Below are 21369 nucleotides of genomic sequence, written 5' to 3' on the forward strand. Positions count from 1 at the left end.
CAAACTGGTTGTTTCTCAGGGAACCCCTGATCAACGTGGCGCGCATGATAAGGGCTGTGACCGACACTGTCAAAGGAAAGTTCCAGTTTTCCAAAACTTACCTTTCCAGAATCGCAGTAACCCCCTGTCCGCCGGCGGCGCAGATGGAAATCAGGCCTCGACCACTGCCCTTCTCCTCCAGCAACTTGGCCAGCGTCGCAACAATGCGGGCACCGGTGGCCGCGAAAGGATGGCCGGTCGCCAGGCTGCTGCCTTTGACGTTGAGTTTGTCGCGGTCAATGCTGCCCAGAGGCTTGTCCAGACCCAGGCGGTCCTTGCAGAAGGCCGAATCTTCCCAGGCTTTCAGGGTACAGAGTACCTGAGCAGCGAAGGCTTCATGAATTTCATAGAAATCGAAATCCTGAAGGGTCAGCCCCGCCTTCTCCAGCATCCGGGGCACCGCATAGGCAGGTGCCATCAGCAGGCCTTCTTTCTTGTCCACGAAATCGACCGCAGCTACTTCGGAGAACGTCAACCACGCCTTGACCTCGTAATTATTGGCCTTGGCCCATTCCTCACTGGCCAGCAACACGCATGAGGCGCCATCCGTCAACGCCGTGCTATTGGCCGCGGTCATGGTGCCATTCTCCCGATCAAAAACCGGCTTGAGCGTCGCCAGTTTCTCCAAAGAGGTGTCCGGCCGCAGAATATTGTCTTTCTCCAGGCCCGCCATTGGTGTCAGCAAATCGTTGAAGAAACCCTCCTCATAGGCTTTGGCCAGCTTCTGGTGGCTCTCAAAGGCCAGCTTATCCTGATCCTCCCGGGCAATATCCCACTCCTTCGCCGTCACCTGGGCATGCTCGCCCATCGACATACCGGTGCGGGGCTCGCCATTTTCCGGCACCTCCGGCTTGAGATGGCCCGGCCGAAACCTGGCCAGAATCTTCAGCCGCTCGCCTGCGGTCTTGGCCCGGTTCAGATCCAGCAGAATCTCCCGTAGCCCCTCACCCACGCCAATCGGCGCATCGGACGTGGTGTCGGTTCCTCCGGCTATGCCACACTCGATCTGCCCCAGGGCAATCTTGTTGGCTACCAGAATAGCCGCCTCCAGCCCCGTGCCACAGGCCTGCTGGATATCGTACGCCGGCGTCTCCGGCGCCAGGCCACAACTCATCACCGCCTCCCGGGTCAGATTAAAATCCCGCGAATGCTTGATAACCGCCCCGGCAGCCACCTCACCCAGCCGCTGCCCCTCAAGACCGTACCGATCCACCAGCCCACGCAGCGCCGACGTCAACAACTCCTGATTACTGATCTTGCTGTACGCTGTATTGGAACGCGCAAACGGAATCCGGTTACCACCCAGCACCGCCACGCGGCGAATACCCGAAGGCGCAGCACTGGTCTTCTTCGATGTGGCGGTTTTCTTTTGAGTCGTTTTCGGTGCCTGTGCCATGATCAATCCATTCCTTTTATGAGATATCTGCGATGCCCAAAGGAGCAATGGGGTTGGGCTTTCCAAAACCGTAGAGCGCCAGGGATGGCGCGACCGAGCCCTACAGGGACGTATTCATGGGCGTGTTTTGGAAAGCCCAACCCCATTGCTCCCTGCACCCAACCTGAAAACAAGTGTAGCGACAACCGACAACGCCTCATTGGCACCCCTGACAACACCCTACAGGCATTGAGTCAATCCAAAAACTATCCGATTCTTTACCCTGTAGGACGATTCGCATCCAGCAACCCGAATGCAAACACAAGGAAGCCACCCATGTCTGACCTCTATCTTAGATTAGTAAACACCCCGGTAGGCAAAACCGCCGCACAATCCCTGGGCCTGCCCGCTCCAGTCCCCCTGAAACGCCTCAAACGGACCGACCAGCCCTTTATTGAAGGCGACGTGCTAATTGGTGCGGCAGCCGGCGGCAAAGCCATCGCGACCATTGGCAGCACCCTCAGCGCCAGTGCCGCCACACTGCACCACGCCAGCGGCAACGACCGCCTGAAAGACTCATCCAAAGCCGGTAACAAAGCCCGACCACTGGATCTGGGGTCGGAAATCGGCCATAAATTTTCGGCCCTGGTGTTCGACGCCACCGGCCTGAAAGGACCGGACGACCTCCGGGCCCTTTACGATTTTTTCCACCCCACCATCAAAAAACTCGGCAGTAACGCTCGCGTTCTGGTCATTGGCCAGACCCCCGCCACCTGCAGAAAAGCGCCCCAGGCCGCTGCACAACAGGCCCTCGAAGGATTTGTTCGCAGCGTGGGTAAGGAAATTGGCAAAAAAGGCTCCACGGCGAACCTGCTTTGGATGGCGCCCGGAGCAGAGAACCAACTGGATTCCAGCGTGCGATTCTTCCTCTCTGCCCGCTCTGCCTATGTATCGGGCCAAGTCGTCAAGATCGGCAAAAGCGATCCAGCGCCCGCGACCAACCCAGTCGCCCCACTGACCGGAAAAGTCGCACTGGTCACGGGCGCCTCCCGTGGCATCGGCGCCGCCATTGCCGAGACCCTGGCGCGGGACGGCGCCACCGTTATCGGGCTGGATATTCCGCCGGCCATGGAGGATCTGAAGAAAGTCACATCCGCCATCAACGGCAAGGCTCTGGCCTGTGACATTACCGACGACAAAGCACCAAAGCTGATCGCCGACTTCATCGAAGAGCATTTCAGCGGGGTTGACCTGGTTATTCACAATGCGGGCATTACCCGCGACAAAACCCTGGGCAACATGCCGGAGCACTTCTGGGACATGACCATCGCAGTGAACCTGACCGCGGAGGAGTTGATCGACGAGGAGCTGGCAAAGCGAGAGCTCATGAAAGAAAACGGACGCATTGTCTGCATTTCTTCCATCAGCGGAATTGCCGGTAACTTCGGGCAGACCAACTACTCAACCGCCAAGTGCGGGGTAATCGGGTATGTGGAGGCCATGGCCCGGCAACTGAAAAACGGCGTGACCATCAACGCCATTGCCCCCGGATTTATCGAAACCCAGATGACGGCGGCCATGCCGGTCACCATCCGCGAGGCCGGTCGCAGGATGAACAGCCTGTCCCAGGGTGGACAACCGGTGGATGTGGCCGAAGCCATCGCCTGGTACTGCAGCCCTGCGTCCAATGGAGTGAATGGGAATGTTGTGCGGGTTTGCGGGCAGTCTTTGATTGGTAAATAAAAAAAGGGCCGATCCTTGCGGATCGGCCCTTTTTCGGAATTTTGGTGGGTGGTACTGGGATCGAACCAGTGACCCTCGCCTTGTAAGGGCGATGCTCTCCCAGCTGAGCTAACCACCCGGGTATACTTCTTTAATAAAAATGGCGGAGCGGACGGGACTCGAACCCGCGACCCCCGGCGTGACAGGCCGGTATTCTAACCAACTGAACTACCGCTCCGCATCAATTCCGGCCCTCGGGCCCGAACCTGAAACCGGATGGGGTGATCCGGTGATGCATTTGAAAGTGGTGGGTGGTACTGGGATCGAACCAGTGACCCTCGCCTTGTAAGGGCGATGCTCTCCCAGCTGAGCTAACCACCCACTTTCAAGCCTTTCAAAGGCCCTCACTTGCTGGCCAGCGTTGCTGTCTCAACCAAGTGAGAGGCGCATTTTAAGCATTTGGCTGGCGGTGTCAAATATTTTCCCTGAATTTTCTGAAAAAACCTGCAAGCCATTCAAAAGCGTACGGTTTTTGAGCAAATTCACTTTCGCCGCGAGCCCTTGCCCGCCGCTTTAACTGCTCGCACAACCGGACGATCCTGTCCCGCCTGCTGCGCTTTCTCCTGAAGGGACAACTCGCTGACACGGCTGCGCCTGTCTTCCGGCACGGCCCGGTTGGCCAGGGAACAGTTCAGGTCATCCAGCCGCTTCTGCAGATCACCCCAGCTATCGAGAAGTTGAGGGACAACATCGTCTGCCAGTTTTTCAAATCTGAGTCTGAGAGAATCCTTGAGCGCCATTGTTTTCGAATATCCCGAGTCTTTCACCTGTCGTCAGTGTAGTCAGCACTCAGAAAATCCACCAGCCGCCGCCGGATTCTGCTTCTTCCCGCCGCTCACGCTCCAGCTCCAGTTCCGCGTATTCCTGCTCCAGTTTCTTAATCTTTCGATCTGTCTCCAGAGGAACCGTGGGGCCACCGCCGAATGGCCAGAACCAGGAAGCGGATTCGTACTTGCCCTCTTCCCGCAAGCGCTCAATTTCAAGCTCCCGCTCCTCTTCCAGCAATACAAGTTGCCGCTCGTAATCCTGGTCTTCGTTCACTTCCACAATCGAGGTAGCCGCGTGGTTCGGTGCCAACAGATCACTGTTGAGGAATTGCGTGGAAACGATCTCCTCTGCCTGCATGGCATATTCCCGCGTCACCAGTTGGAGGTCGCCCTGAGTCAGCGGGTGATCCGGATCCAGGTCCGGATGTCGCTGGCCCGGCTCCGAAAGCTCGTTATAACGCAGGTAATAGATCTGGCCTGGCTCGACTTCCAGCGTGGCATCGGCGATCAGGCTCAGACTGAAAGAGTTCATCCCCTCCAGCCCCAGCAACGGCCGGCGCATGGCAATATGACGCTCTCCGGGACTTACCTCCAGCCAGGTGAAGCTGTCGTTGCGGATGTTGAAATATTGGGTGTCGTCAATGTAAACACTGGGAGCTTCGATCTCATCGGCCGCCCACTGGGAATGGGTCCGGTAGAAATACAACACGGCGTTGCGCCGGTCCCAGCTGTCATTATCAATGTGGACGAAATCATGGCCGGAAACCGGGTGCAGGAACGAACCGACGCTTTTACCAATAGACTGATAAACCGTACACCCCGACACCGCCAGCAACAGAAATACCACCACCAGCGGCCGGAGAACGGGAACAACGGAAGGCACTCGGGTTTTCATTGTTGTTAACTCTTCATCCTGATTGCGAGTTGCCTGATCATAACAACTGCAAATCGCCAGAAATGAGAGCTACCGCAAGGGATGGCTACAAACCGTTACAAAACCCGAAATGCCTAAGACCAAAATGCTCTGCGGGCCAGTTACTGCCCGCTGACCTGACTCCGCAGCTGATTCACCTCTTCAGACAGCCGAACCAGACGGGAAGTCAGCTGTGAACGGGAAGCATCGATGGACTCGACCGTTCGCTTGAGGCTGGCCACATCATTCCGCAGTGCCTGAACCCGGCCATCCCCGGCAAGCTCATCCGTCTCCCGCTCCAGGGCCGAAATCCGCCCTTCCATGCCACTGATACCGAGCTTCTGCTCCTGCTCAAACCGCCGGATACGACTTTCGATGACCTGATCCACATCCGCCAGCTGCTGACTCAGTTTCGCCAACTGCTCCGTTGCCTGCCGGTTGGCATCCTGCAGTGCTGTGATCGACGTCTCCGTCTGCTGCTTCAGAGCAGCAATATCCGCTGAAAGCGACGACCGAACCTTCTCTACCGACGTCTCTAGAGCGCCAATAGACTTCTTACCCTCCGCAAGGCCGGATTCCAGCGCAGCAATCCGCTCCTGCTGTTCATCCAGACGCTTCTTGTTGCGCTCATTGGCAATCGCCCAGAGCTTCCGGATCTCACTGTCCGCCGTATCAAGACGCTTTTTATTCGCTGCCAGTTGGTCCTCCAGCGATGCGCCCCGCTCCTGCAGGTTCTCCCCCGTCTCCGAAAGCTCACCCTCAAACCGAGCCAGCGCCAGCTTGCTCTGCCGGGCCCAGTAATCCGCTTCCTCAAGCTGACCTTCCAGAGCCTGAACCCGCTGTTCCTGGGAATACCAACCCGCGCCGGCTGCAACGGCCAGCACAATCAGCAGTACCCAAAGCATTGGCGAGCTACCGCGACCATTGCCGCCGCTGCCCCCATTACCGCCCTTGCCGCCTTTGGGAGGCTTCGTTGGTGTCGACGGTTCGCCTTTCCCTCCGGACGCTGGTCTGGACTTTCTCTCCGCCGGCTTCTTCGTCTCGGCACTACCAATCGGTCGTTCAGCCCTCAGCTCATCATCATCTGGACGGATGGGTTCCATTACAGCTCCTGACTATGGACGGTTAAAACAATAAGGTCCGATAATACCTGTACTTACTCGCAGGTAAAAATGAAGCTGCGCTCATGCTGAATCTTCCAGAGCGTTCGGGGCGGAGTTGAGAGGCCTTTTCCGGAAATGTCTGAAGCCAAGGATGGCTTCAGTCAAGCGCACATGGATGTGCTCGTAGCGGTTTCCGGAAAAGGCCTCTCAACTGCGCCTTCCGCCGAGGTTTGTTGCATGGTAGGTAGCCAAAACATACAATGGCCGGCTTTCCAATTATCACAGGACTGTTGCATATGCAGCCGCTTGTAGGACTCATCATGGGCTCCAAATCTGACTGGCCCACCATGGAACACGCCGCCAACATGCTCGAAAAACTCGGTGTGGCCTATGAAACCAAAGTCGTCTCGGCCCATCGCACCCCGGATCTGCTGTTTGACTACGCCAAAACAGCCGCAGACCGCGGTCTGAAAGTCATTATTGCGGGCGCCGGCGGCGCAGCGCACCTGCCGGGCATGGTTGCGTCACAAACCGCCCTGCCGGTCCTCGGCGTACCAGTTCAGTCCAAAGCCCTGAACGGTCTCGATTCGTTGCTGTCCATCGTCCAGATGCCCGGCGGCATCGCCGTCGGCACCCTGGCCATCGGCAAAGCGGGCGCCACCAACGCTGGCCTGCTGGCAGCGCAGATTATCGGCACCTCCGACGACAACGTTCGCAAAGCCGTGGAACAGTTCCGGGCAACACAGACCGAAACGATTCTGGACAATCCTGATCCCCGAGATCAATGATTCAAGTTGGGTGAAGGGAGCCTTCGGCGGGAGCTTTTCCAAAACACGCTACAAGCACGTCCATGTGCGCTTGTTTCGGGCCATCCTTGGCCCTCTACAGTTTTGGAAAAGCCCCCACCAAAGGCTCCCCCAGCTATTGGTGGCATCCCCAACCTTGTCACCAGCACAGTCAGAAGCCAGAAGATTAATCGCGGAAACCAGGCAGGAGAACACAAATGAGAATTGGTGTACTGGGAGCCGGCCAACTGGGAAGAATGCTGGCACTGGCCGGATACCCACTGGCCAAGACCTTTGTTTTCTATGACATGTCCGGCAGCCCCAGTGCCGGCCTTGGTGAAGTCATCATCGACCGGGACGGCGAATACCTGGACGACTTCCTCTCCAGGGTTGACCGCGTTACCTATGAGTTTGAACACCTGCCGGTGGACGTCGCCGAGAAAATTGCTGCCCACAAACCCGTGCATCCCTGCCCCCGGGCCCTGCAGGTATGCCAGAACCGGGAAGCCGAGAAAACCCTGTTCGGCCAGTTAGGCATCCCGACGCCGGAGTGGAAAATTGCCGACAGCGCGGCTTCACTGAAAGCCGCTGCCGAAGAACTTGGCTGCCCGGTGGTGGCAAAGTCCAACACCGAAGGTTATGACGGCAAAGGCCAGGCTGTGCTCAGAACACCCGAGGAGGCAGAAGCCGCCTGGGAATCCATCGGCCACCCGCGCCTGATCGTGGAAAAGTTTGTGGACTTCCACCGGGAAGTATCGATTATCGCCATACGCGCTGAAGACGGTGAGCTGGCGTTCTACCCGATGGCGGAGAACACCCATCACGATGGGATTCTGCGTTACTCGATTGCTCCGGCACCAAAACTGTCGAAGCATGTTCAGGAAGATGCCGAGCGTTACATCAAGGCACTGCTGAACGAATTGGATTATGTCGGCGTACTAACACTGGAGCTGTTCGAGACAGCCGATGGCCTGGTAGCCAACGAGATGGCCCCCAGGGTTCATAACTCCGGGCACTGGACCATTGAAGGGGCGATGACCAGCCAGTTTGAGAACCACATCCGTGCGGTGAGCGGACACCCTCTTGGGAATGTCGCGCCCCGTGGCGTAAGCTGCATGATCAATATCATCGGCGAGCATGGCGACATTGACCGCATCCTCGAACTGCCCTATGCCCATGTTCACCTCTATAATAAAGGTGAGCGGCCGGGCCGGAAGTTAGGCCATGTGAACATACTGGCCGACAGCTACGAAGAACTGGTGTGGCGGGTGAAGAACTGCGCGCAGTTCCTGCCCGGCAGCCCCGAGTTTAAAAGTTCTTTAACACCAAAGGGTTGATCTGAAGCAAATCGACCCTATATTGGGTTCACGTACATCAACATAAACAGAGAGACAGGGAGAACGACCTCATGGCATTTGAACTTCCCGCACTGCCTTATGAAAAGAACGCACTGGAACCGCACATCTCTCAGGAAACTCTTGAGTACCATTACGGTAAGCATCACAACACCTACGTCACCAAGCTCAATGGCCTGATCGAAGGTACTGACAACGCCAACAAATCTCTTGAAGACATCATCAAGAGTGCCAGCGGCCCGCTGTTCAACAACGCCGCACAGGTCTGGAACCACACCTTCTACTGGCACTGCCTGAGCCCGAACGGTGGCGGTGAGCCGACCGGCGCAGCCAAGGAAGCCATTGAGAAGGCGTTCGGTTCTTTCGAAGACTTCAAGAAAGAATTTAACGACAAGGCCGCCAATAACTTCGGTTCTGGCTGGACCTGGCTGGTGAAGAAAGCTGACGGCAGTGTTGGCATTGTGAACACCAGCAACGCCGAAACGCCGCTGACCGGCGCCGACAAGCCGGTGCTGACCGTCGACGTTTGGGAGCACGCTTACTATATCGACTACCGCAACTCCCGTCCGAACTACCTGGAAGCGTTCTGGAACCTCGTCAACTGGGATTTCGTGAACGAAAACCTGGCCTGATCCAGGTTTCGCTCCCAGACATAGCCTGTATAGGCTGCGTTGAAACGCCCGCCCCTGGCGGGCGTTTTCGTGTCTGTCATACCTAAGCAATTACAATTTGATACAACCACACCCTGAAATCTTTGAAAAAATCGCCGATACTCCATGAAGATATCGAAACTCTGAACCATACTTAGCAACAATAATCAGGGTGAGGCCCCAAGCACATCGCCCGAAGTGCGACATTTTCGCCCTGAACAGTGCGGAACGCTCGTCCTGCATAACCGGAATAAGACAGGCTTGAATGCAAAACTCCTTCGAGGTTGAACATCGCCTGGGCTATCGAATCTTACGGTGGATTCTTGCCGTGGCCCTTGTCAGTGGCGTAATTGTCAGCACCATACAGGTCATACTGGATGCTCAACGCGTGTCCAGGGGGCTGGACAACGACGCCGAGCAGACCATCGCTATGGTAAAAGACGCCGCTACCCAGGCAGTGTTCAGCATAGATGCCGAACTCGCCCAGCAGGTGGTGGACGGCCTCTTTGCGAAGGAAGCTATTCATACAGCCCGAATTGTTCATCCGGACGGCGAGCCACTCGGGAATCGCGACCGCCCGTTGCAGCATACCGCCTTTCGCCCGGTTACCGATCCCTTCTTCGATGCTGAACGCATGTTCCGGGAACCACTCTTCCGTGAAGGCAATCCGGAGGATGTCTACGGCTACCTCGATGTTCATTACGATACGGCACCGGCTGCGCGTACCTGGCTGGACCGGGCGGCGGTCACCTTCGCTTCCGGCATAGCGACGGCCCTTATCCTCGGGATGGTGCTGTTCTATGTTTTCCATCTGCTTCTGACGCGCCCACTTCTCAGAATTGTCAGCTCCGTAAAGCAAGTCGACCCCGCTCACCCGGATGACCGCCTGGTCACTACGCCACCCGGCCACCAGAGCGACGAGCTGGGGCTGTGGGTAAACGCCACCAATAATCTGCTGGTCGCCATTGGTGACAGCCAGAAACGTCATCGCGAGGCAGAGGATCGGGTAAGCCGCCTGTCCCGCTACGATCAGCTCACCGGCCTGCCCAGCCGGGATACCTTTATGGAATTGCTGGTGCGGGACATTGAGGAGGCCAACAAACGCAACTCACAGCTGTCCCTGATTGTCTGCGGCATCGACGACTTCAAGTCGGTGAACGAGCAGTGCGGTTTCCGCTCTGGCGATCTTATCCTGCAGACGGTCGCAGACCGGCTGACCAACAAACTGGACAACGCCAGGTTTACCATTGCACGCCTGGGCAGCGATCAGTTCGTGATTGTTCAGAAAGGACTCCGGGACGGATTCCAGGCGGCGGACACGGCCGAACGAATTCTTGCCTGTATCAGCGCCCCCATGCTTGTTGAAGAGCAGAGCATTTCCATGACTGCTACCATGGGTGTTGCGCTGTACCCGTCTGACACCAACCAGGCAGACCGGCTGCTGCAAAGTGCCGAGCAGACCATGACCCTGGCCAAGCAGAACGGCCACAACCACTTCCAGTTCTACGTTGCCAGCATTGACCAGGAAATCCGGGACCGAAAGCAACTGGAAAAGGATCTGTCCCAGGCACTTGCAAACCACCAGTTGCACCTGGTTTACCAGCCCCAGATCAACCTTGAAAGCAAACGTGTAATCGGGGCCGAGGCGTTGCTGCGCTGGGAACACCCGGCTCGCGGCATGGTTCCTCCCGACTTTTTCATTCCGGTCGCCGAAGCGAACGGCTCCATTGTTGAAATTGGCCAGTGGGTTCTGGATCAGGCCTGTTGGCAGGCGGCACGCTGGGCATCGGATGGCACTCCATTGCGCATTGCGGTTAACCTCTCAGCCGTTCAACTGCGCCAGGAAACCATCGTCGATGACATCCTCGACACCTTGCGACGACACAAGATTCCTGCCGGGCGACTGGAGCTTGAGGTGACCGAAACCAGCTTCATGACCAACCTCTCAGATGCTGTGGCCAAACTCCACAGGCTCAACAAGGCCGGAATCAGTATCGCCGTGGACGACTTCGGAACCGGCTACTCCTCCCTCACCTACCTCAAACAGATGCCAGTGCAGCATCTGAAAATCGACAAACAGTTTATCCGGGACCTGCTGGTTAACGAGGAAGACACCCGAATCGCAAACACCATCATCGATCTTGGCAAGAGTCTGAATCTGTCAGTGGTTGCTGAAGGTGTGGAAACGGCAGAACAGGAATACTACCTGAGTCAGCGCGGCTGCCAGCTGGCCCAGGGCTATTTCTTCAGCAAACCATTGCCGCCGCGTGAATTTGAGACCTTCGTAAAAGGTTTCCACGAGCAAATCGTGGAAAATAACGCCTGACCCATTACCCTGAGGAGTTGCTATGGGAACTACCGTTATCGGCCTGATCGTTATTGCCGTCGTTGTTTTCTACCTGGTCTTTATCTACAACCGCCTGGTTTCCCTGCGCAACCAGTTCAAGAACGGGTTTGCCCAGATTGATGTGCAGCTGCAGCGCCGGCACGACCTGATTCCGAACCTGGTGGAAGCAGCAAAAGCCTATCTTACCCATGAGAAAAGCACCCTCACCCAGGTGATGGAAGCCCGCAACAATGCGGTCAGCGCCCAAAAGGATGCCGCCAAGGATCCAGGCGACGGAACCAAGATCCAGCGCCTGGGCAGTGCCGAAAATCTGTTGACCAAGGCGCTTGCCAACTTTTACGCCGTGGCGGAGAACTACCCGGAGCTGAAGGCCAACGAAACCATCCAGCAACTGATGGAAGAACTTTCCAGCACCGAGAACCGCGTCGCCTTTGCTCGCCAGGCCTATAACGATGGCGTAATGAGCTACAACATTTTCCGAGAGCAGTTCCCCAACAACGTGATAGCCGGCATGTTTGCGTTCAAGGAAACGTCGCAACTGGAACTGGAATCACCGGAAGCCCGTCAGGCACCGAAAGTGGCCTTCTGAGGCCCTGAGGCATGGCTCACCCCGGTTTCTTTCAGCGCCAGGCCCATGCCCGGCGCAACACCAGTCTGCTGGTCTTCCTGTTCCTGACGGCGGTCGCGTTTATTACGCTCGCCGTCTGCCTGGTGGGTTATTTCGTGACCCGCAGCGAATCCTCCGGCCTCGCATTCCATCACTGGTTGCTCTCCAATCACGGTCTGTTAACGGCCGTTACCGTTGTCGGACTAATTGTACTGGGTTCCCTGCTCCGCTGGGTCGACCTGGCCGGCGGCGGCGACCGGGTTGCCAAAATGGTTGGCGCGCGACCGATTGATCCCGATACCCGGGACAGTGACGAGCGCAAGCTGCGTAACATAGTCGAGGAAATGGCCATTGCCAGCGGAGTTTCGGTGCCGGAGCTCTACGTAATGGACCAGGAAACCGGCATCAATGCCTTCGTGGCGGGCTATACGCCCGGCGAAGCCGTCATGGTCGTCACCCACGGAGCCATCACCCAGTTGTCCCGGGACGAACTGCAGGGGGTGGTTGCCCACGAATTCAGCCATATTTTCAACGGGGACATGCGGCTGAACGTCCGGCTCATTGCCCTTCTTGCCGGTATCCTGATGATCGGACAGATCGGCGGCTTCCTGCTTCGGGCGTCCTTTTACCGTGGTCACCGAGTGGGCCGGTCCCGGGACGGGCGGGCCCAGGCGGCCATGGGCATCATTGGCATCGCCCTGTTCGTCATTGGCTATGTGGGGGTATTCTTTGGCCGCCTGATACAGGCAGCTGTTTCCAGACAACGGGAGATGCTGGCGGACGCCTCTTCAGTCCAGTTTACCCGCAACCCTGAAGGGATCGCCGGCGCCCTGTTCAAGATCGGCATGAAGGGTGGCTATCTGGACACCACCAGCCACGCCAGCGACATGAACCACATGTGTTTTGGCGAGAGTGCACGGATGAAGTTTACCTCGCTTCTGGCATCCCATCCGCCGATCGACGAGCGAATCAATGCCATTCAGCCGGGCATGCTGGCCAGATTGCGTAGCCGGCTTCGGGATACCGAGCCAGGTGCCGACCTTTACCGCGGATCTGCGCCTGCACCGGAAGCCGGAGCAGCGGGGTTCACCGGCGCGGCATCCGACATCCTCGGGCCGGTCACCGGTAAGAGCGGGAGGACATCACCCCTCGCATCCAGCCCGGAGAAGACCATAAAGCCGGGCCGGAAGTTTTCAGATCAGGTGGGAACCATAAACCGGCAAAGTGAAGATTTCGCACTGCGCTTCCTCGAGCGCCTGCCAGCCACCTTTCGAAACCTGCTGTACACCCGTGCCGGGGCCGCCCAGCTTTGCTATGCCATGCTGATCAGTGAGCTGCCACGCCCACAGCAAACGGAACGACTGGACCTGCTGCCGGCTCACCCGGTCTTGGGCAGCCAGCCGGAACTTCTGGAGAAACTGTTGCCCGCCCTGAAAACCATTGGTGAAGGCGTCCGCTTCCCTGCTCTTGAGCTGGCCATGCCGGCGCTCCGCAAGCTGGACCCGGAAGAACGGGAGATGCTGATTACCAACGTCCAGAAACTGGTTGCAGCGGATAACCGGGTTACCCTGTTCGAGCTGGCCCTGACAAGCTTCCTGTCCCGCCATCTGGGCGATGAGGCAGCCAGAGTAGTACCGGTCCGCTACAAGAGCTACAAGCCCGTCATGCCGGCCCTGCAACGCCTCCTCAGCCTGATGGCACGGGCTGGCTCTGGGTCCCAGGCTGACGCCGAAAAACTGTATCGGGAAGCCATGGCAGGCTTCATGAATGCGAAGGATGCTGTGGAACCGGTTCTGGAGAAAGTCACCATGCGCCAGCTGCGGGAGGCATTGACCGCGCTGAACGGCCTCTCGCCGCTACTGAAACCGGCGATCATTGATGCCTGCGGGCACTGCATCAACCGCGACGGCAAAGTGGAAACCCGGGAGTATGAACTGATGCGTCTGGTGGCGGACCAGATGGACTGTCCGATGCCGCCACTGGCTGCCTGAGAGCTTACTGGACCCGGGAGCTTCCGTCTTCAAACAGCGCGTCCACAGTCGGGCGCTGCTCTTCAGTCGGGATACCCAGCTTCTCACGGATGTTCAGATTGACATCCCATAGCTGATTGAACTTGTCGGAGGTGGCCGCAACGGCTTCCTCCTTACCCAGCATGATCTTGGGGCGGAGGAACACCAGCAGGTTACGCTTCACCCGGCGCTCCGACTCCGACGAGAACAGACGCCCGACAAACGGAATGTCACCCAGAAGGGGCACCTTGCTCTTGTTGACCTGATAATCATCCCGGGTCAAACCACCCAGTACGATGGTCTCTCCATCATCCGCCAGCACCGTGGTCTTGATTTCCCGTTTGTTGGTGACGATATCCGAGGCGTTCTCGATACTGTCTGCCACGCTCTCAGTGGTCTGCTCCACCACCAATCGCACCAGGCCATCGGCACTGATGGTCGGGGTAACCTTCAGTGTCAGACCGATATCTCGACGCTCGATGGTGGTAAACGGATTTGTGGTGCCATCACCAGTGACGGTGGACTGCCCGGTGCGGAACGGCACGTTCTGGCCCACGATAATTTCCGACTCCTGGTTATCCAGGGTAATGATGCTGGGCGTGGAGAGAAGGTTTGCAGCCGCCGAGGTAGAAAGCGCCTGCAGGAGAATCCCCCAACTGACGCCATCCTCGTTTCGCTGGCCGGCGCCGACGGTGATACCGCCCGTTGCGGGCGTAATGGCGGATCCGGTCAGGATCGCGCTAAGCACTTCACCCAGGCTGCGACCGACGTTACCGAAGTTGGTGCCGGCGACCGGCGTGGATTCGCCAGATTCGTCACCCACGGCAACCTGTACGCCCAGATCCTCGCCCAGTTCGTCACTGATCTCGACAATGGCAGCCTCAATCATTACCTGAGCACGACGCACATCCAGCGCTGCGACAATCTGTTCGGCTTCCTGCATCAGAGACGGCTCTCCTCGAACCACCAACGCGTTTAGCCCTTCATCGGCAAAGACGGCGAAGCTGCTCTGCGGTTTGGCGGCACCGCTGCCTCCTGAACCGGCACCTTCTTTCACCAGCTCGCCCATGACCCCCTTGAGAATTTCAGTGAGGTTTTTGGCGTCGGCGTGTTTCAGCCTCAGGACCTTGGTGGTGCCGCCGGTTGCCGAAGGTTGATCCAGTTGCCGGATCAAGCCGCGCATCTTGTCCCGGAAGGTCTCATCGCCTCGCAAAATAAGACGGTTACTACGCTCGTCTGCGGTTACGCTGTATTTTCTGGCGGCATTGTCGCCGCCGGCCCGGCCCAGTTCATCGGGGGCCAGTTCCTGTAGCAGCGTCACCATATCGCCCACCCAGGCTTCCTGGAGCTGAATGACTTCCACTTCGTACTTGGAGGGGCTATCCAGCTCCCGGACAATCTGCTCGATACGCTGGATGTTTGAAGAATGATCGCTGATGATCAGCGCGTTGGCAGCGGCCACTCCGGCCAGATGACCATATTTCGCCACCAATGGGCGCAAAATGGGCACCAACTCGAGGGCATTGGCGTTGTCGATCTGGATGACCCGGGTAATCAGCTGTTCAGAGGGCGTTTCGGGAAACCGCTCCAGGATTTCCGCGGACTGCTTGGCATCAACCTGCTGCACCACCTTGATCACTTCTTCGCCTGGAATGGCGGTAAAGCCGTGAACATTCAGAACTGCCAGGAACAGATCGTAAATCTCATCCTTGTTCATGGGTGCGCTGGAGAGCACGGTTACCTTGCCCTTCACCCTCGGATCCACCACAAAACTGTACCCGGTAATATCAGCCACCTGGGTCACAAAGGCGCGGATATCGGCGTCTTTAAGATTAAGCCGCCACGTCTCAGCTTCCTGCCCATGCGCCATGGACATAAAGGGAAGGAGAACAAGCAGGACAATGGCCCGCAAAAGATTGATCTTATGGTTATACATCTGGCGATTTCGTCCTGTTTCGATGAACCCGATCAGCGCCACTGTTCGGGTATGGCATAACTGATGGTGAGGATGGATCCGTCACGCTCTATTTCTATCTCCAGCTGGGCCTGGCCACGCCAGTTCTCAAGCAGGGCCTTGTCCTGGCTGATATCACCCAGCCGCTGGCCGTTGATCGCTGTTATGACATCACCGGCCTGCAGGTTGACGGCATTCAGCATGGCATTGGAGCCGTCGTATACATAGCCAGACATGCCGCTGTCATCCACCGGGCTCAACCCGAAAGGCGCCAGTGCGGCAATGCCCTGACTGTCGATCTGTTCGCGGGCGCTGGCCAGGAACTCGTCCGGTGATGATTCTGCCGGCTCGGCGGCCACCTCTGCAACCAGATCTGACGATACCTGCTCTTCAAACGTCAGGGTCTCGTATCGTCCGCCCCTACGAATCAGAATTCGCCCCGGCTCTACTTCCGCCAGCTCGGCACTGCCGGGCAACATTTCCCCTACCCGGTAATACGCCGTTTCACCATTGCTTCCAGCAACTATAGCACCGGAGTCCTCCGGGCGCTGTGCTACCAGTACCCCTTCGAGTCGAAGCCGAAGGCGGGTTTCCGGAGCCGAACGCCGAACGGCTTCCGCCACCTCAACCGGCCGCTCCGAACGCCCGAAAAAATCATAGACTGACATGGAGGTGGTCAGACGGCTGCCCGCAGCCATGTTCCCGGCGCTGCTTGACGCTGGCGCGCTGGGAACCGGCCTGTCGTCCCAGGCGAACAGCCAGGTCACACGGGCGAGGGCGACAGCCAGATACACCACCAGCACCATCAGCAACAGGTTTGCGAGGACCCGCGAAATCCGGCTCTGGGCCGGGGTACTCAACAGAGCCATACTATCGCGCCCCCGGTACAAGAGGCTGGCGTACCCGGAAAACCACATCGCCGGGGCTGGCAGAATCTGGCCAGGGCTGGCCGGCAAGGTCCACCATACGTTTGTAGACACGCAGTTCCATCATTCCGTTCCAGAACACGGTGGCATCTGCTGCAGGCCCCTGCCCGCCCTGCTCGGACACGGTCAATGCTACGCCACCCTGGGTGGTATCCATGCTCGCCTGCATGGGCGGAAACTCCGCCTGCCCGCGTTGATCTCCATTGGCCAGGTCACCAGGCCGCCATCCCAGCGCCCAAGGCCTTCTGCCCGGGTAATCCGGTTGTCGACCCAGGCCATATTCAGCCGGTCGATCATGACTTCGCCTTCGATCATTGCACCACCACTCTGGCGGATCAGGTCTTCAAACTCGGCAACCATAACCCGACCGTTGGCATCCAACTTAGCGCTGGCAGGCCAGCCGATCGTAACATTACCGTTGAGCGACGATTGTGACGATTCCACGGAAATTCTGGCGGGCCACTCGAGACGGGTAACAGAAGGCATGTGAAGACGCCAGTCAACACGTAGCGGAAAACCGGCAACAACAACTCCGGCCTCTCCATCCCAGAGTTTCCCGGCAACCTGTTGGACCTGCACTTGGGGAGGCAAAGATACATGGGCAGAGGCCTGCTGCCAGACCCATCCCGCCGGTACCAGAAAGACCAATGACAGCAGATAAACCAGAGCGCCCAGCAGCAGAAGCAGGAATACCTTGCCGGGGCGAAGAAAGGATTTGGGTTCAGCGTCACTCATTCGGCGTTGCACAGATAATGGACCGGAAGCCGAGTCTAGCAAAGGCATGGGGCAAGTTCATGACAAAAAAACAAAAACCCCGCGTTAGCGTGAACCAACGCGGGGTTTTTCAGGGGCCAGGATCAGGCCGGCATTACATCATGCCGCCCATGCCTCCCATGCCGCCCATTCCACCCATGTCCGGCATGCCGCCGCCGGCTTTGTCGTCTTCCGGCTCATCCGCAACCATCGCCTCGGTGGTGATGATCAGGGAAGCTACGGAAGCGGCAGCCTGCAGAGCGGAACGGGTGACCTTGGCAGGATCCAGGATACCCATTTCCAGCATGTCGCCGTAGGCTTCAGTTGCTGCGTTGTAGCCGAAGGAACCTTCGCCTTCGCGAACCTTGGCAACCACAACAGAAGACTCACCGCCTGCGTTGTAAACGATCTGACGCAGAGGCGCTTCCATGGCACGACGCAGGATGTTCACGCCGGCTTTCTGCTCTTCGTTGATGGCGTCTACCTTGTCCAGAGCCGCGATGGCACGGATCAGGGTAACGCCGCCGCCCGGCACGATGCCCTCTTCAACCGCAGCGCGGGTAGAGTGCAGCGCGTCTTCAACGCGGGCCTTCTTCTCTTTCATTTCCACTTCAGAACCGGCACCAACCTTGATGACGGCAACACCGCCAGCCAGCTTGGCAACACGCTCCTGCAGCTTCTCCTTGTCGTAGTCGGAAGAGCTGTCTTCGATCTGCTTGCGGATCTGCTCAACGCGAGCTTCGATGTCCGCCTGCGCACCAGCACCGCCGATGATGGTGGTGTTTTCCTTGGTGACGTTCACACGCTTGGCCGTGCCCAGGTCATCCAGGGTGGTGTTCTCAAGAGTCAGGCCGACTTCTTCAGAGATTACGGTACCACCGGAAAGGATCGCGATGTCCTGCAGCATTTCCTTGCGACGGTCACCAAAGCCAGGCGCCTTAACGGCGTTAACTTTCACGATGCCACGCATGTTGTTCACTACCAGAGTAGCAAGCGCTTCGCCTTCGATATCTTCAGCGATGATCTGCAGCGGCTTGCCAGCTTTGGCAACAGATTCCAGCACCGGCAGCAGTTCGCGGATGTTGGAGATCTTCTTGTCTACCAGCAGGATGTACGGGTCTTCCAGCTCGGCAGACATGTTGTCCTGGTTGTTGATGAAGTACGGAGACAGGAAGCCACGGTCGAATTGCATACCTTCAACCACGTCCAGCTCGTCTTCCAGGCCACGGCCTTCCTCAACAGTGATCACGCCTTCCTTACCAACTTTCTGCATCGCATCGGCAATGATCTTACCGATGGTCTCGTCGCCGTTGGCAGAGATGGTGCCAACCTGGGCAATCATCTTGCTGTCGTCGCAGGGCTTGGCCATCTCGCGGATCGCCTTTACAGCCTCGGTGGTGGCTTTGTCGATGCCACGCTTCAGATCCATCGGGTTCATGCCGGCAGTAACAGCCTTCACGCCCTCGTTAACGATGGACTGGGCCAGAACGGTTGCAGTGGTGGTACCGTCACCAGCCGTGTCGTTGGCCTGGGAAGCCACTTCTTTCACCATCTGTGCGCCCATGTTCTCGAACTTGTCTTTCAGCTCGATTTCCTTGGCTACGGAAACACCATCTTTGGTGATGGTCGGCGCGCCGAAGGATTTTTCCAGAACCACGTTACGGCCTTTCGGGCCGAGGGTCACTTTAACCGCGTCTGCCAGAACGTTGACGCCCGCGACCATGCGCTTACGCGCGCTATCACCGAATTTAACGTCTTTTGCTGCCATGTCTTCTATTCCTGTTCGTTAAACCGAAGTCGTTGAATCAATCGGATTAATGAGAGTTCGTGCGATTCGCCTCAGCGATCACTCAAGCACGCCGTAGATGTCGCTCTCGCTCATGATGAGGAGCTCTTCGCCGTCGATCTTGACGGTGTTACCGGCGTACTGGCCGAAGACCACGGTGTCACCCACCTTGACCGCCAGTGAGCGGGTTTCGCCGTTTTCCAGGATGCGACCGTTACCAACGGCAATCACCTCGCCCTGGGAAGGCTTCTCTTTGGCGTTACCCGGCAGCACGATGCCACCCGCAGTTTTCTCTTCTTCTTCCTTACGGCGCACGACAACACGATCGTGTAGCGGACGAATTTTCATTGCTCGGTTTCTCCAATAGTCAGATTAATGTGGCAATGACATTGTTGATGTAAGTCGGACAGGCAAAGCCTGAACCGACAAATTGCCCGGCTGGATAACCAACTGTTTTCAGTGGAAATCAGCCCGCAGCGAACTTGTGGTTCCTATTTGGGGTAGCTGGCAGGTGTTTTCAACACCCCGGAGAGAAAATTTTTTCACTTTTTTTCGATCCGGTCCCGATCGGATTCCGTCTCGTCCTGATACTCGCCTTCGATGATGTCGCCGTTACTGTCCCGGTCAAACGGCCGCTGGCGGCCAAACGGGTTTTCACGGCCACCAAACGGATCCTGTCCAAACGGATTCGAACCACCACCGGCACGAAAATAGAAGCGGCTGCTACGGTTCTGACCAGCCACGACCATGCGCTTCAGAGCCTGGGCTGCAAGCCAGTGGCGAGTGCCCGGGATGAGACACAGAAAGCCGACCGTATCGGTAATAAACCCCGGCGTCAGCAACAAGGCACCGCCAATGGCCAGAATCAGCCCCTCGGCTACCTCTTTGGCGGGCAATTCACCACTGTTCAGCCGCTGATTGGCCCTCAACAGCGTTGCCAGGCCCTGCTGGCGAAGGAGCCACGCACCAATCACGGCGGTCAGCAGCACCAGCCCGACGGTGTTGAGTACACCAATCATGCCGCCGACCTGGATCAATACCGCCATCTCGGCGATTGGCATGATAATGAATAAGAACAGAAACACAGACATCGGGACCTCAGGGTCTGAATGTGGCTTTAAGAAGGTCTGGTATACTCCACACCCTCGAAATTAGAAAGGCGGCTCGCACAGGTCAAGAGGCGTCGCCAGAGCAGCCCCTCCGTGGAATGTTGGAGGCCAAGGATGGCCGGAAACAAGCGCACATGGACGTGCTCGTAGCGGTTCCACGGAGGGGCTGCTCTGGTGACGCTGGCACCCATGCAGAAGGCGTCAGAATAAACTAAGACGCACAGCAACCGTAAAACCACCTGATAACAGTAGTTAGGGCAAAACATGAAACTTCAAGATTCCGTGATAGCAATCACTGGCGGCGGCCAGGGCCTTGGCCGCGCCATGGGCGAATACCTTGCCGCCAAAGGCGCAAAAGTCGCGCTCATCGACCTGATGCCGGAGAAGCTGGACGAAGCCGTCACCGCCTGCGTGGCCGCGGGCTCCGAGGCCAGAAGCTACGTCTGCAACGTCGCCAAAGAAGAAGACGTGGAGAGAACCTTTGAAGCAATCGTAAAAGACTTCGGCCACCTCAATGGCCTGATCAACAACGCCGGCATCCTGCGGGACGGCCTGATGGTCAAAGTGAAGGATGGCGAAGTTGAACGCCGCATGGAACTGTCCCAGTGGCAGGCCGTCATCGACGTCAACCTCACCGGCGTATTCCTCTGCGGCCGCGAAGCCGCCACCCAGATGATCAAGAACGGCGACCAGGGCGCGATCATCAACATCGCCTCCATCTCCCGCGCCGGCAACATGGGCCAGAGCAACTACTCAGCCGCCAAAGCCGGCGTCTCCGCCCTGGTTCCCGTCTGGGCCAAGGAACTCGCCCGCTACGGCATCCGCTGTGCCGGCATCGCCCCGGGCTTCATCGAGACCGAAATGACCGCCTCCATGAAACCGGAAGCCCTGGAAAAAATGACCGCAGGCATTCCGCTTAAGCGTATGGGCAAGCCGGAAGAGATTGCCTCGGCTGCGGCGTTCATCTTTGAGAACGACTATATGTCCGGACGGATGCTTGAGGTGGATGGGGCTCTGAGGCTGTAATCCCTCAGATCCATCAGAGAAGTGAGGCCAGCTCAGGGACGAGCCGGCATACAGCTAAAATACTTTACATAACGAAAAACAGA

19 protein-coding genes and 3 tRNA genes are annotated in these 21369 nt (G+C 57.7%); 8 read left to right on the forward strand and 14 right to left on the reverse strand.

What is annotated here, in order from left to right; genetic code table 11:
- Positions 1 to 97: 97 nt before the first annotated feature.
- Positions 98 to 1435 carry an acetyl-CoA C-acetyltransferase gene (locus ACO06L_RS06385; RefSeq protein WP_227715845.1) on the reverse strand — a complete coding sequence of 446 codons (1338 nt, stop codon included), beginning with the start codon at positions 1433 to 1435 and terminating at the stop codon, positions 98 to 100.
- 315 nt (positions 1436 to 1750) lie between these two features.
- Here ACO06L_RS06385 and ACO06L_RS06390 point away from each other — a divergent pair, with 315 nt between their 5' ends.
- Positions 1751 to 3157: a 3-oxoacyl-ACP reductase gene (locus ACO06L_RS06390; RefSeq protein WP_202346910.1), complete on the forward strand. Its 1407-nt coding sequence runs from the start codon at positions 1751 to 1753 to the stop codon at positions 3155 to 3157.
- A 42-nt stretch (positions 3158 to 3199) separates the two neighbouring features.
- Here the strand turns inward: ACO06L_RS06390 and ACO06L_RS06395 are convergent.
- The 6 genes from ACO06L_RS06395 to ACO06L_RS06420 form a co-directional block, all read right to left on the reverse strand.
- Positions 3200 to 3275 (reverse strand) — tRNA-Val (locus tag ACO06L_RS06395).
- A 22-nt stretch (positions 3276 to 3297) separates the two neighbouring features.
- Positions 3298 to 3374 (reverse strand) — tRNA-Asp (locus tag ACO06L_RS06400).
- A gap of 67 nt (positions 3375 to 3441) precedes the next feature.
- Positions 3442 to 3517 (reverse strand) — tRNA-Val (locus ACO06L_RS06405).
- A gap of 161 nt (positions 3518 to 3678) precedes the next feature.
- Complete coding sequence (locus ACO06L_RS06410) at positions 3679 to 3936, reverse strand: hypothetical protein (RefSeq protein ID WP_202346911.1); 258 nt, start codon at positions 3934 to 3936, stop codon at positions 3679 to 3681.
- Between the two features lie 49 nt (positions 3937 to 3985).
- Positions 3986 to 4858: a DUF2846 domain-containing protein gene (locus ACO06L_RS06415; protein ID WP_202346912.1), complete on the reverse strand. Its 873-nt coding sequence runs from the start codon at positions 4856 to 4858 to the stop codon at positions 3986 to 3988.
- Positions 4859 to 4998: 140 nt separating this feature from the next.
- On the reverse strand, positions 4999 to 5979 hold the full coding sequence (locus ACO06L_RS06420; protein ID WP_202346913.1) for a hypothetical protein: 981 nt from the start codon (positions 5977 to 5979) through the stop codon (positions 4999 to 5001).
- A gap of 296 nt (positions 5980 to 6275) precedes the next feature.
- On the opposite strand from ACO06L_RS06420, the gene purE reads away from it, so the two are divergent.
- From purE to ACO06L_RS06450, 6 genes are all read left to right on the forward strand, one after another.
- Positions 6276 to 6767 (forward strand): 5-(carboxyamino)imidazole ribonucleotide mutase, encoded by a 492-nt coding sequence (purE, locus tag ACO06L_RS06425; protein WP_202346914.1) that lies wholly within the window; start codon positions 6276 to 6278, stop codon positions 6765 to 6767.
- A gap of 215 nt (positions 6768 to 6982) precedes the next feature.
- A complete protein-coding gene (locus ACO06L_RS06430; protein ID WP_202346915.1) occupies positions 6983 to 8101 on the forward strand; it encodes a 5-(carboxyamino)imidazole ribonucleotide synthase in 1119 nt (372 codons plus the stop codon).
- A 71-nt stretch (positions 8102 to 8172) separates the two neighbouring features.
- Positions 8173 to 8751: a superoxide dismutase [Fe] gene (gene sodB, locus ACO06L_RS06435; protein WP_064228770.1), complete on the forward strand. Its 579-nt coding sequence runs from the start codon at positions 8173 to 8175 to the stop codon at positions 8749 to 8751.
- Between the two features lie 283 nt (positions 8752 to 9034).
- Positions 9035 to 11095, forward strand: coding sequence for a putative bifunctional diguanylate cyclase/phosphodiesterase (locus tag ACO06L_RS06440; protein ID WP_064228769.1), 2061 nt, complete (start codon positions 9035 to 9037; stop codon positions 11093 to 11095).
- Between the two features lie 22 nt (positions 11096 to 11117).
- Entirely contained in the window at positions 11118 to 11705 is a 588-nt protein-coding gene (locus ACO06L_RS06445) for a LemA family protein (RefSeq protein ID WP_014577658.1), read from the forward strand.
- A gap of 11 nt (positions 11706 to 11716) precedes the next feature.
- A complete protein-coding gene (locus tag ACO06L_RS06450; RefSeq protein ID WP_202346916.1) occupies positions 11717 to 13714 on the forward strand; it encodes a M48 family metallopeptidase in 1998 nt (665 codons plus the stop codon).
- A 4-nt stretch (positions 13715 to 13718) separates the two neighbouring features.
- On the opposite strand, the gene gspD is transcribed toward ACO06L_RS06450, so the two are convergent.
- From gspD to ACO06L_RS06485, 7 genes are all read right to left on the reverse strand, one after another.
- Positions 13719 to 15668: a type II secretion system secretin GspD gene (gene gspD, locus ACO06L_RS06455; RefSeq protein WP_202346917.1), complete on the reverse strand. Its 1950-nt coding sequence runs from the start codon at positions 15666 to 15668 to the stop codon at positions 13719 to 13721.
- Positions 15669 to 15700: 32 nt separating this feature from the next.
- The gene (locus tag ACO06L_RS06460) at positions 15701 to 16555 is read right to left on the reverse strand and encodes a type II secretion system protein N (RefSeq protein ID WP_064228767.1); all 855 of its coding nucleotides are present in this window, start codon (positions 16553 to 16555) and stop codon (positions 15701 to 15703) included.
- A gap of 1 nt (position 16556) precedes the next feature.
- On the reverse strand, positions 16557 to 16781 hold the full coding sequence (locus ACO06L_RS06465) for a hypothetical protein (RefSeq protein ID WP_421845448.1): 225 nt from the start codon (positions 16779 to 16781) through the stop codon (positions 16557 to 16559).
- The gene (gene gspN, locus ACO06L_RS06470) at positions 16745 to 17347 is read right to left on the reverse strand and encodes a type II secretion system protein N (protein ID WP_421845450.1); all 603 of its coding nucleotides are present in this window, start codon (positions 17345 to 17347) and stop codon (positions 16745 to 16747) included. The genes ACO06L_RS06465 and gspN overlap by 37 nt, the downstream gene beginning before the upstream one ends.
- A gap of 133 nt (positions 17348 to 17480) precedes the next feature.
- Positions 17481 to 19133: a chaperonin GroEL gene (gene groL, locus ACO06L_RS06475; RefSeq protein ID WP_064228765.1), complete on the reverse strand. Its 1653-nt coding sequence runs from the start codon at positions 19131 to 19133 to the stop codon at positions 17481 to 17483.
- A gap of 78 nt (positions 19134 to 19211) precedes the next feature.
- Positions 19212 to 19499, reverse strand: a complete 288-nt coding sequence (gene groES, locus ACO06L_RS06480) for a co-chaperone GroES (RefSeq protein WP_008171363.1) — start codon at positions 19497 to 19499, stop codon at positions 19212 to 19214.
- Positions 19500 to 19693: 194 nt separating this feature from the next.
- Positions 19694 to 20242, reverse strand: coding sequence for an FxsA family protein (locus tag ACO06L_RS06485; protein WP_202346918.1), 549 nt, complete (start codon positions 20240 to 20242; stop codon positions 19694 to 19696).
- Positions 20243 to 20524: 282 nt separating this feature from the next.
- Here ACO06L_RS06485 and ACO06L_RS06490 point away from each other — a divergent pair, with 282 nt between their 5' ends.
- Complete coding sequence (locus ACO06L_RS06490) at positions 20525 to 21286, forward strand: SDR family oxidoreductase (RefSeq protein ID WP_064228763.1); 762 nt, start codon at positions 20525 to 20527, stop codon at positions 21284 to 21286.
- The last annotated feature ends 83 nt before the right edge of the window (positions 21287 to 21369 follow it).

Origin of the sequence: Marinobacter sp. (genome assembly GCF_965229985.1) — a bacterium.
Taxonomy (GTDB): Bacteria; Pseudomonadota; Gammaproteobacteria; order Pseudomonadales; family Oleiphilaceae; genus Marinobacter.

Bases quoted from the DNA above. Each gene is read 5' to 3' on its own strand.
- ACO06L_RS06385 (WP_227715845.1), bottom strand. From the start codon at position 1,435: ATGGCACAGGCACCGAAAACGACTCAAAAGAAAACCGCCACATCGAAG.
- ACO06L_RS06390 (WP_202346910.1), top strand. From the start codon at position 1,751: ATGTCTGACCTCTATCTTAGATTAGTAAACACCCCGGTAGGCAAAACC.
- ACO06L_RS06410 (WP_202346911.1), bottom strand. From the start codon at position 3,936: ATGGCGCTCAAGGATTCTCTCAGACTCAGATTTGAAAAACTGGCAGAC.
- ACO06L_RS06415 (WP_202346912.1), bottom strand. From the start codon at position 4,858: ATGAAAACCCGAGTGCCTTCCGTTGTTCCCGTTCTCCGGCCGCTGGTG.
- ACO06L_RS06420 (WP_202346913.1), bottom strand. From the start codon at position 5,979: ATGGAACCCATCCGTCCAGATGATGATGAGCTGAGGGCTGAACGACCG.
- purE (WP_202346914.1), top strand. From the start codon at position 6,276: ATGCAGCCGCTTGTAGGACTCATCATGGGCTCCAAATCTGACTGGCCC.
- ACO06L_RS06430 (WP_202346915.1), top strand. From the start codon at position 6,983: ATGAGAATTGGTGTACTGGGAGCCGGCCAACTGGGAAGAATGCTGGCA.
- sodB (WP_064228770.1), top strand. From the start codon at position 8,173: ATGGCATTTGAACTTCCCGCACTGCCTTATGAAAAGAACGCACTGGAA.
- ACO06L_RS06440 (WP_064228769.1), top strand. From the start codon at position 9,035: ATGCAAAACTCCTTCGAGGTTGAACATCGCCTGGGCTATCGAATCTTA.
- ACO06L_RS06445 (WP_014577658.1), top strand. From the start codon at position 11,118: ATGGGAACTACCGTTATCGGCCTGATCGTTATTGCCGTCGTTGTTTTC.
- ACO06L_RS06450 (WP_202346916.1), top strand. From the start codon at position 11,717: ATGGCTCACCCCGGTTTCTTTCAGCGCCAGGCCCATGCCCGGCGCAAC.
- gspD (WP_202346917.1), bottom strand. From the start codon at position 15,668: ATGTATAACCATAAGATCAATCTTTTGCGGGCCATTGTCCTGCTTGTT.
- ACO06L_RS06460 (WP_064228767.1), bottom strand. From the start codon at position 16,555: ATGGCTCTGTTGAGTACCCCGGCCCAGAGCCGGATTTCGCGGGTCCTC.
- ACO06L_RS06465 (WP_421845448.1), bottom strand. From the start codon at position 16,781: ATGCAGGCGAGCATGGATACCACCCAGGGTGGCGTAGCATTGACCGTG.
- gspN (WP_421845450.1), bottom strand. From the start codon at position 17,347: ATGAGTGACGCTGAACCCAAATCCTTTCTTCGCCCCGGCAAGGTATTC.
- groL (WP_064228765.1), bottom strand. From the start codon at position 19,133: ATGGCAGCAAAAGACGTTAAATTCGGTGATAGCGCGCGTAAGCGCATG.
- groES (WP_008171363.1), bottom strand. From the start codon at position 19,499: ATGAAAATTCGTCCGCTACACGATCGTGTTGTCGTGCGCCGTAAGGAA.
- ACO06L_RS06485 (WP_202346918.1), bottom strand. From the start codon at position 20,242: ATGTCTGTGTTTCTGTTCTTATTCATTATCATGCCAATCGCCGAGATG.
- ACO06L_RS06490 (WP_064228763.1), top strand. From the start codon at position 20,525: ATGAAACTTCAAGATTCCGTGATAGCAATCACTGGCGGCGGCCAGGGC.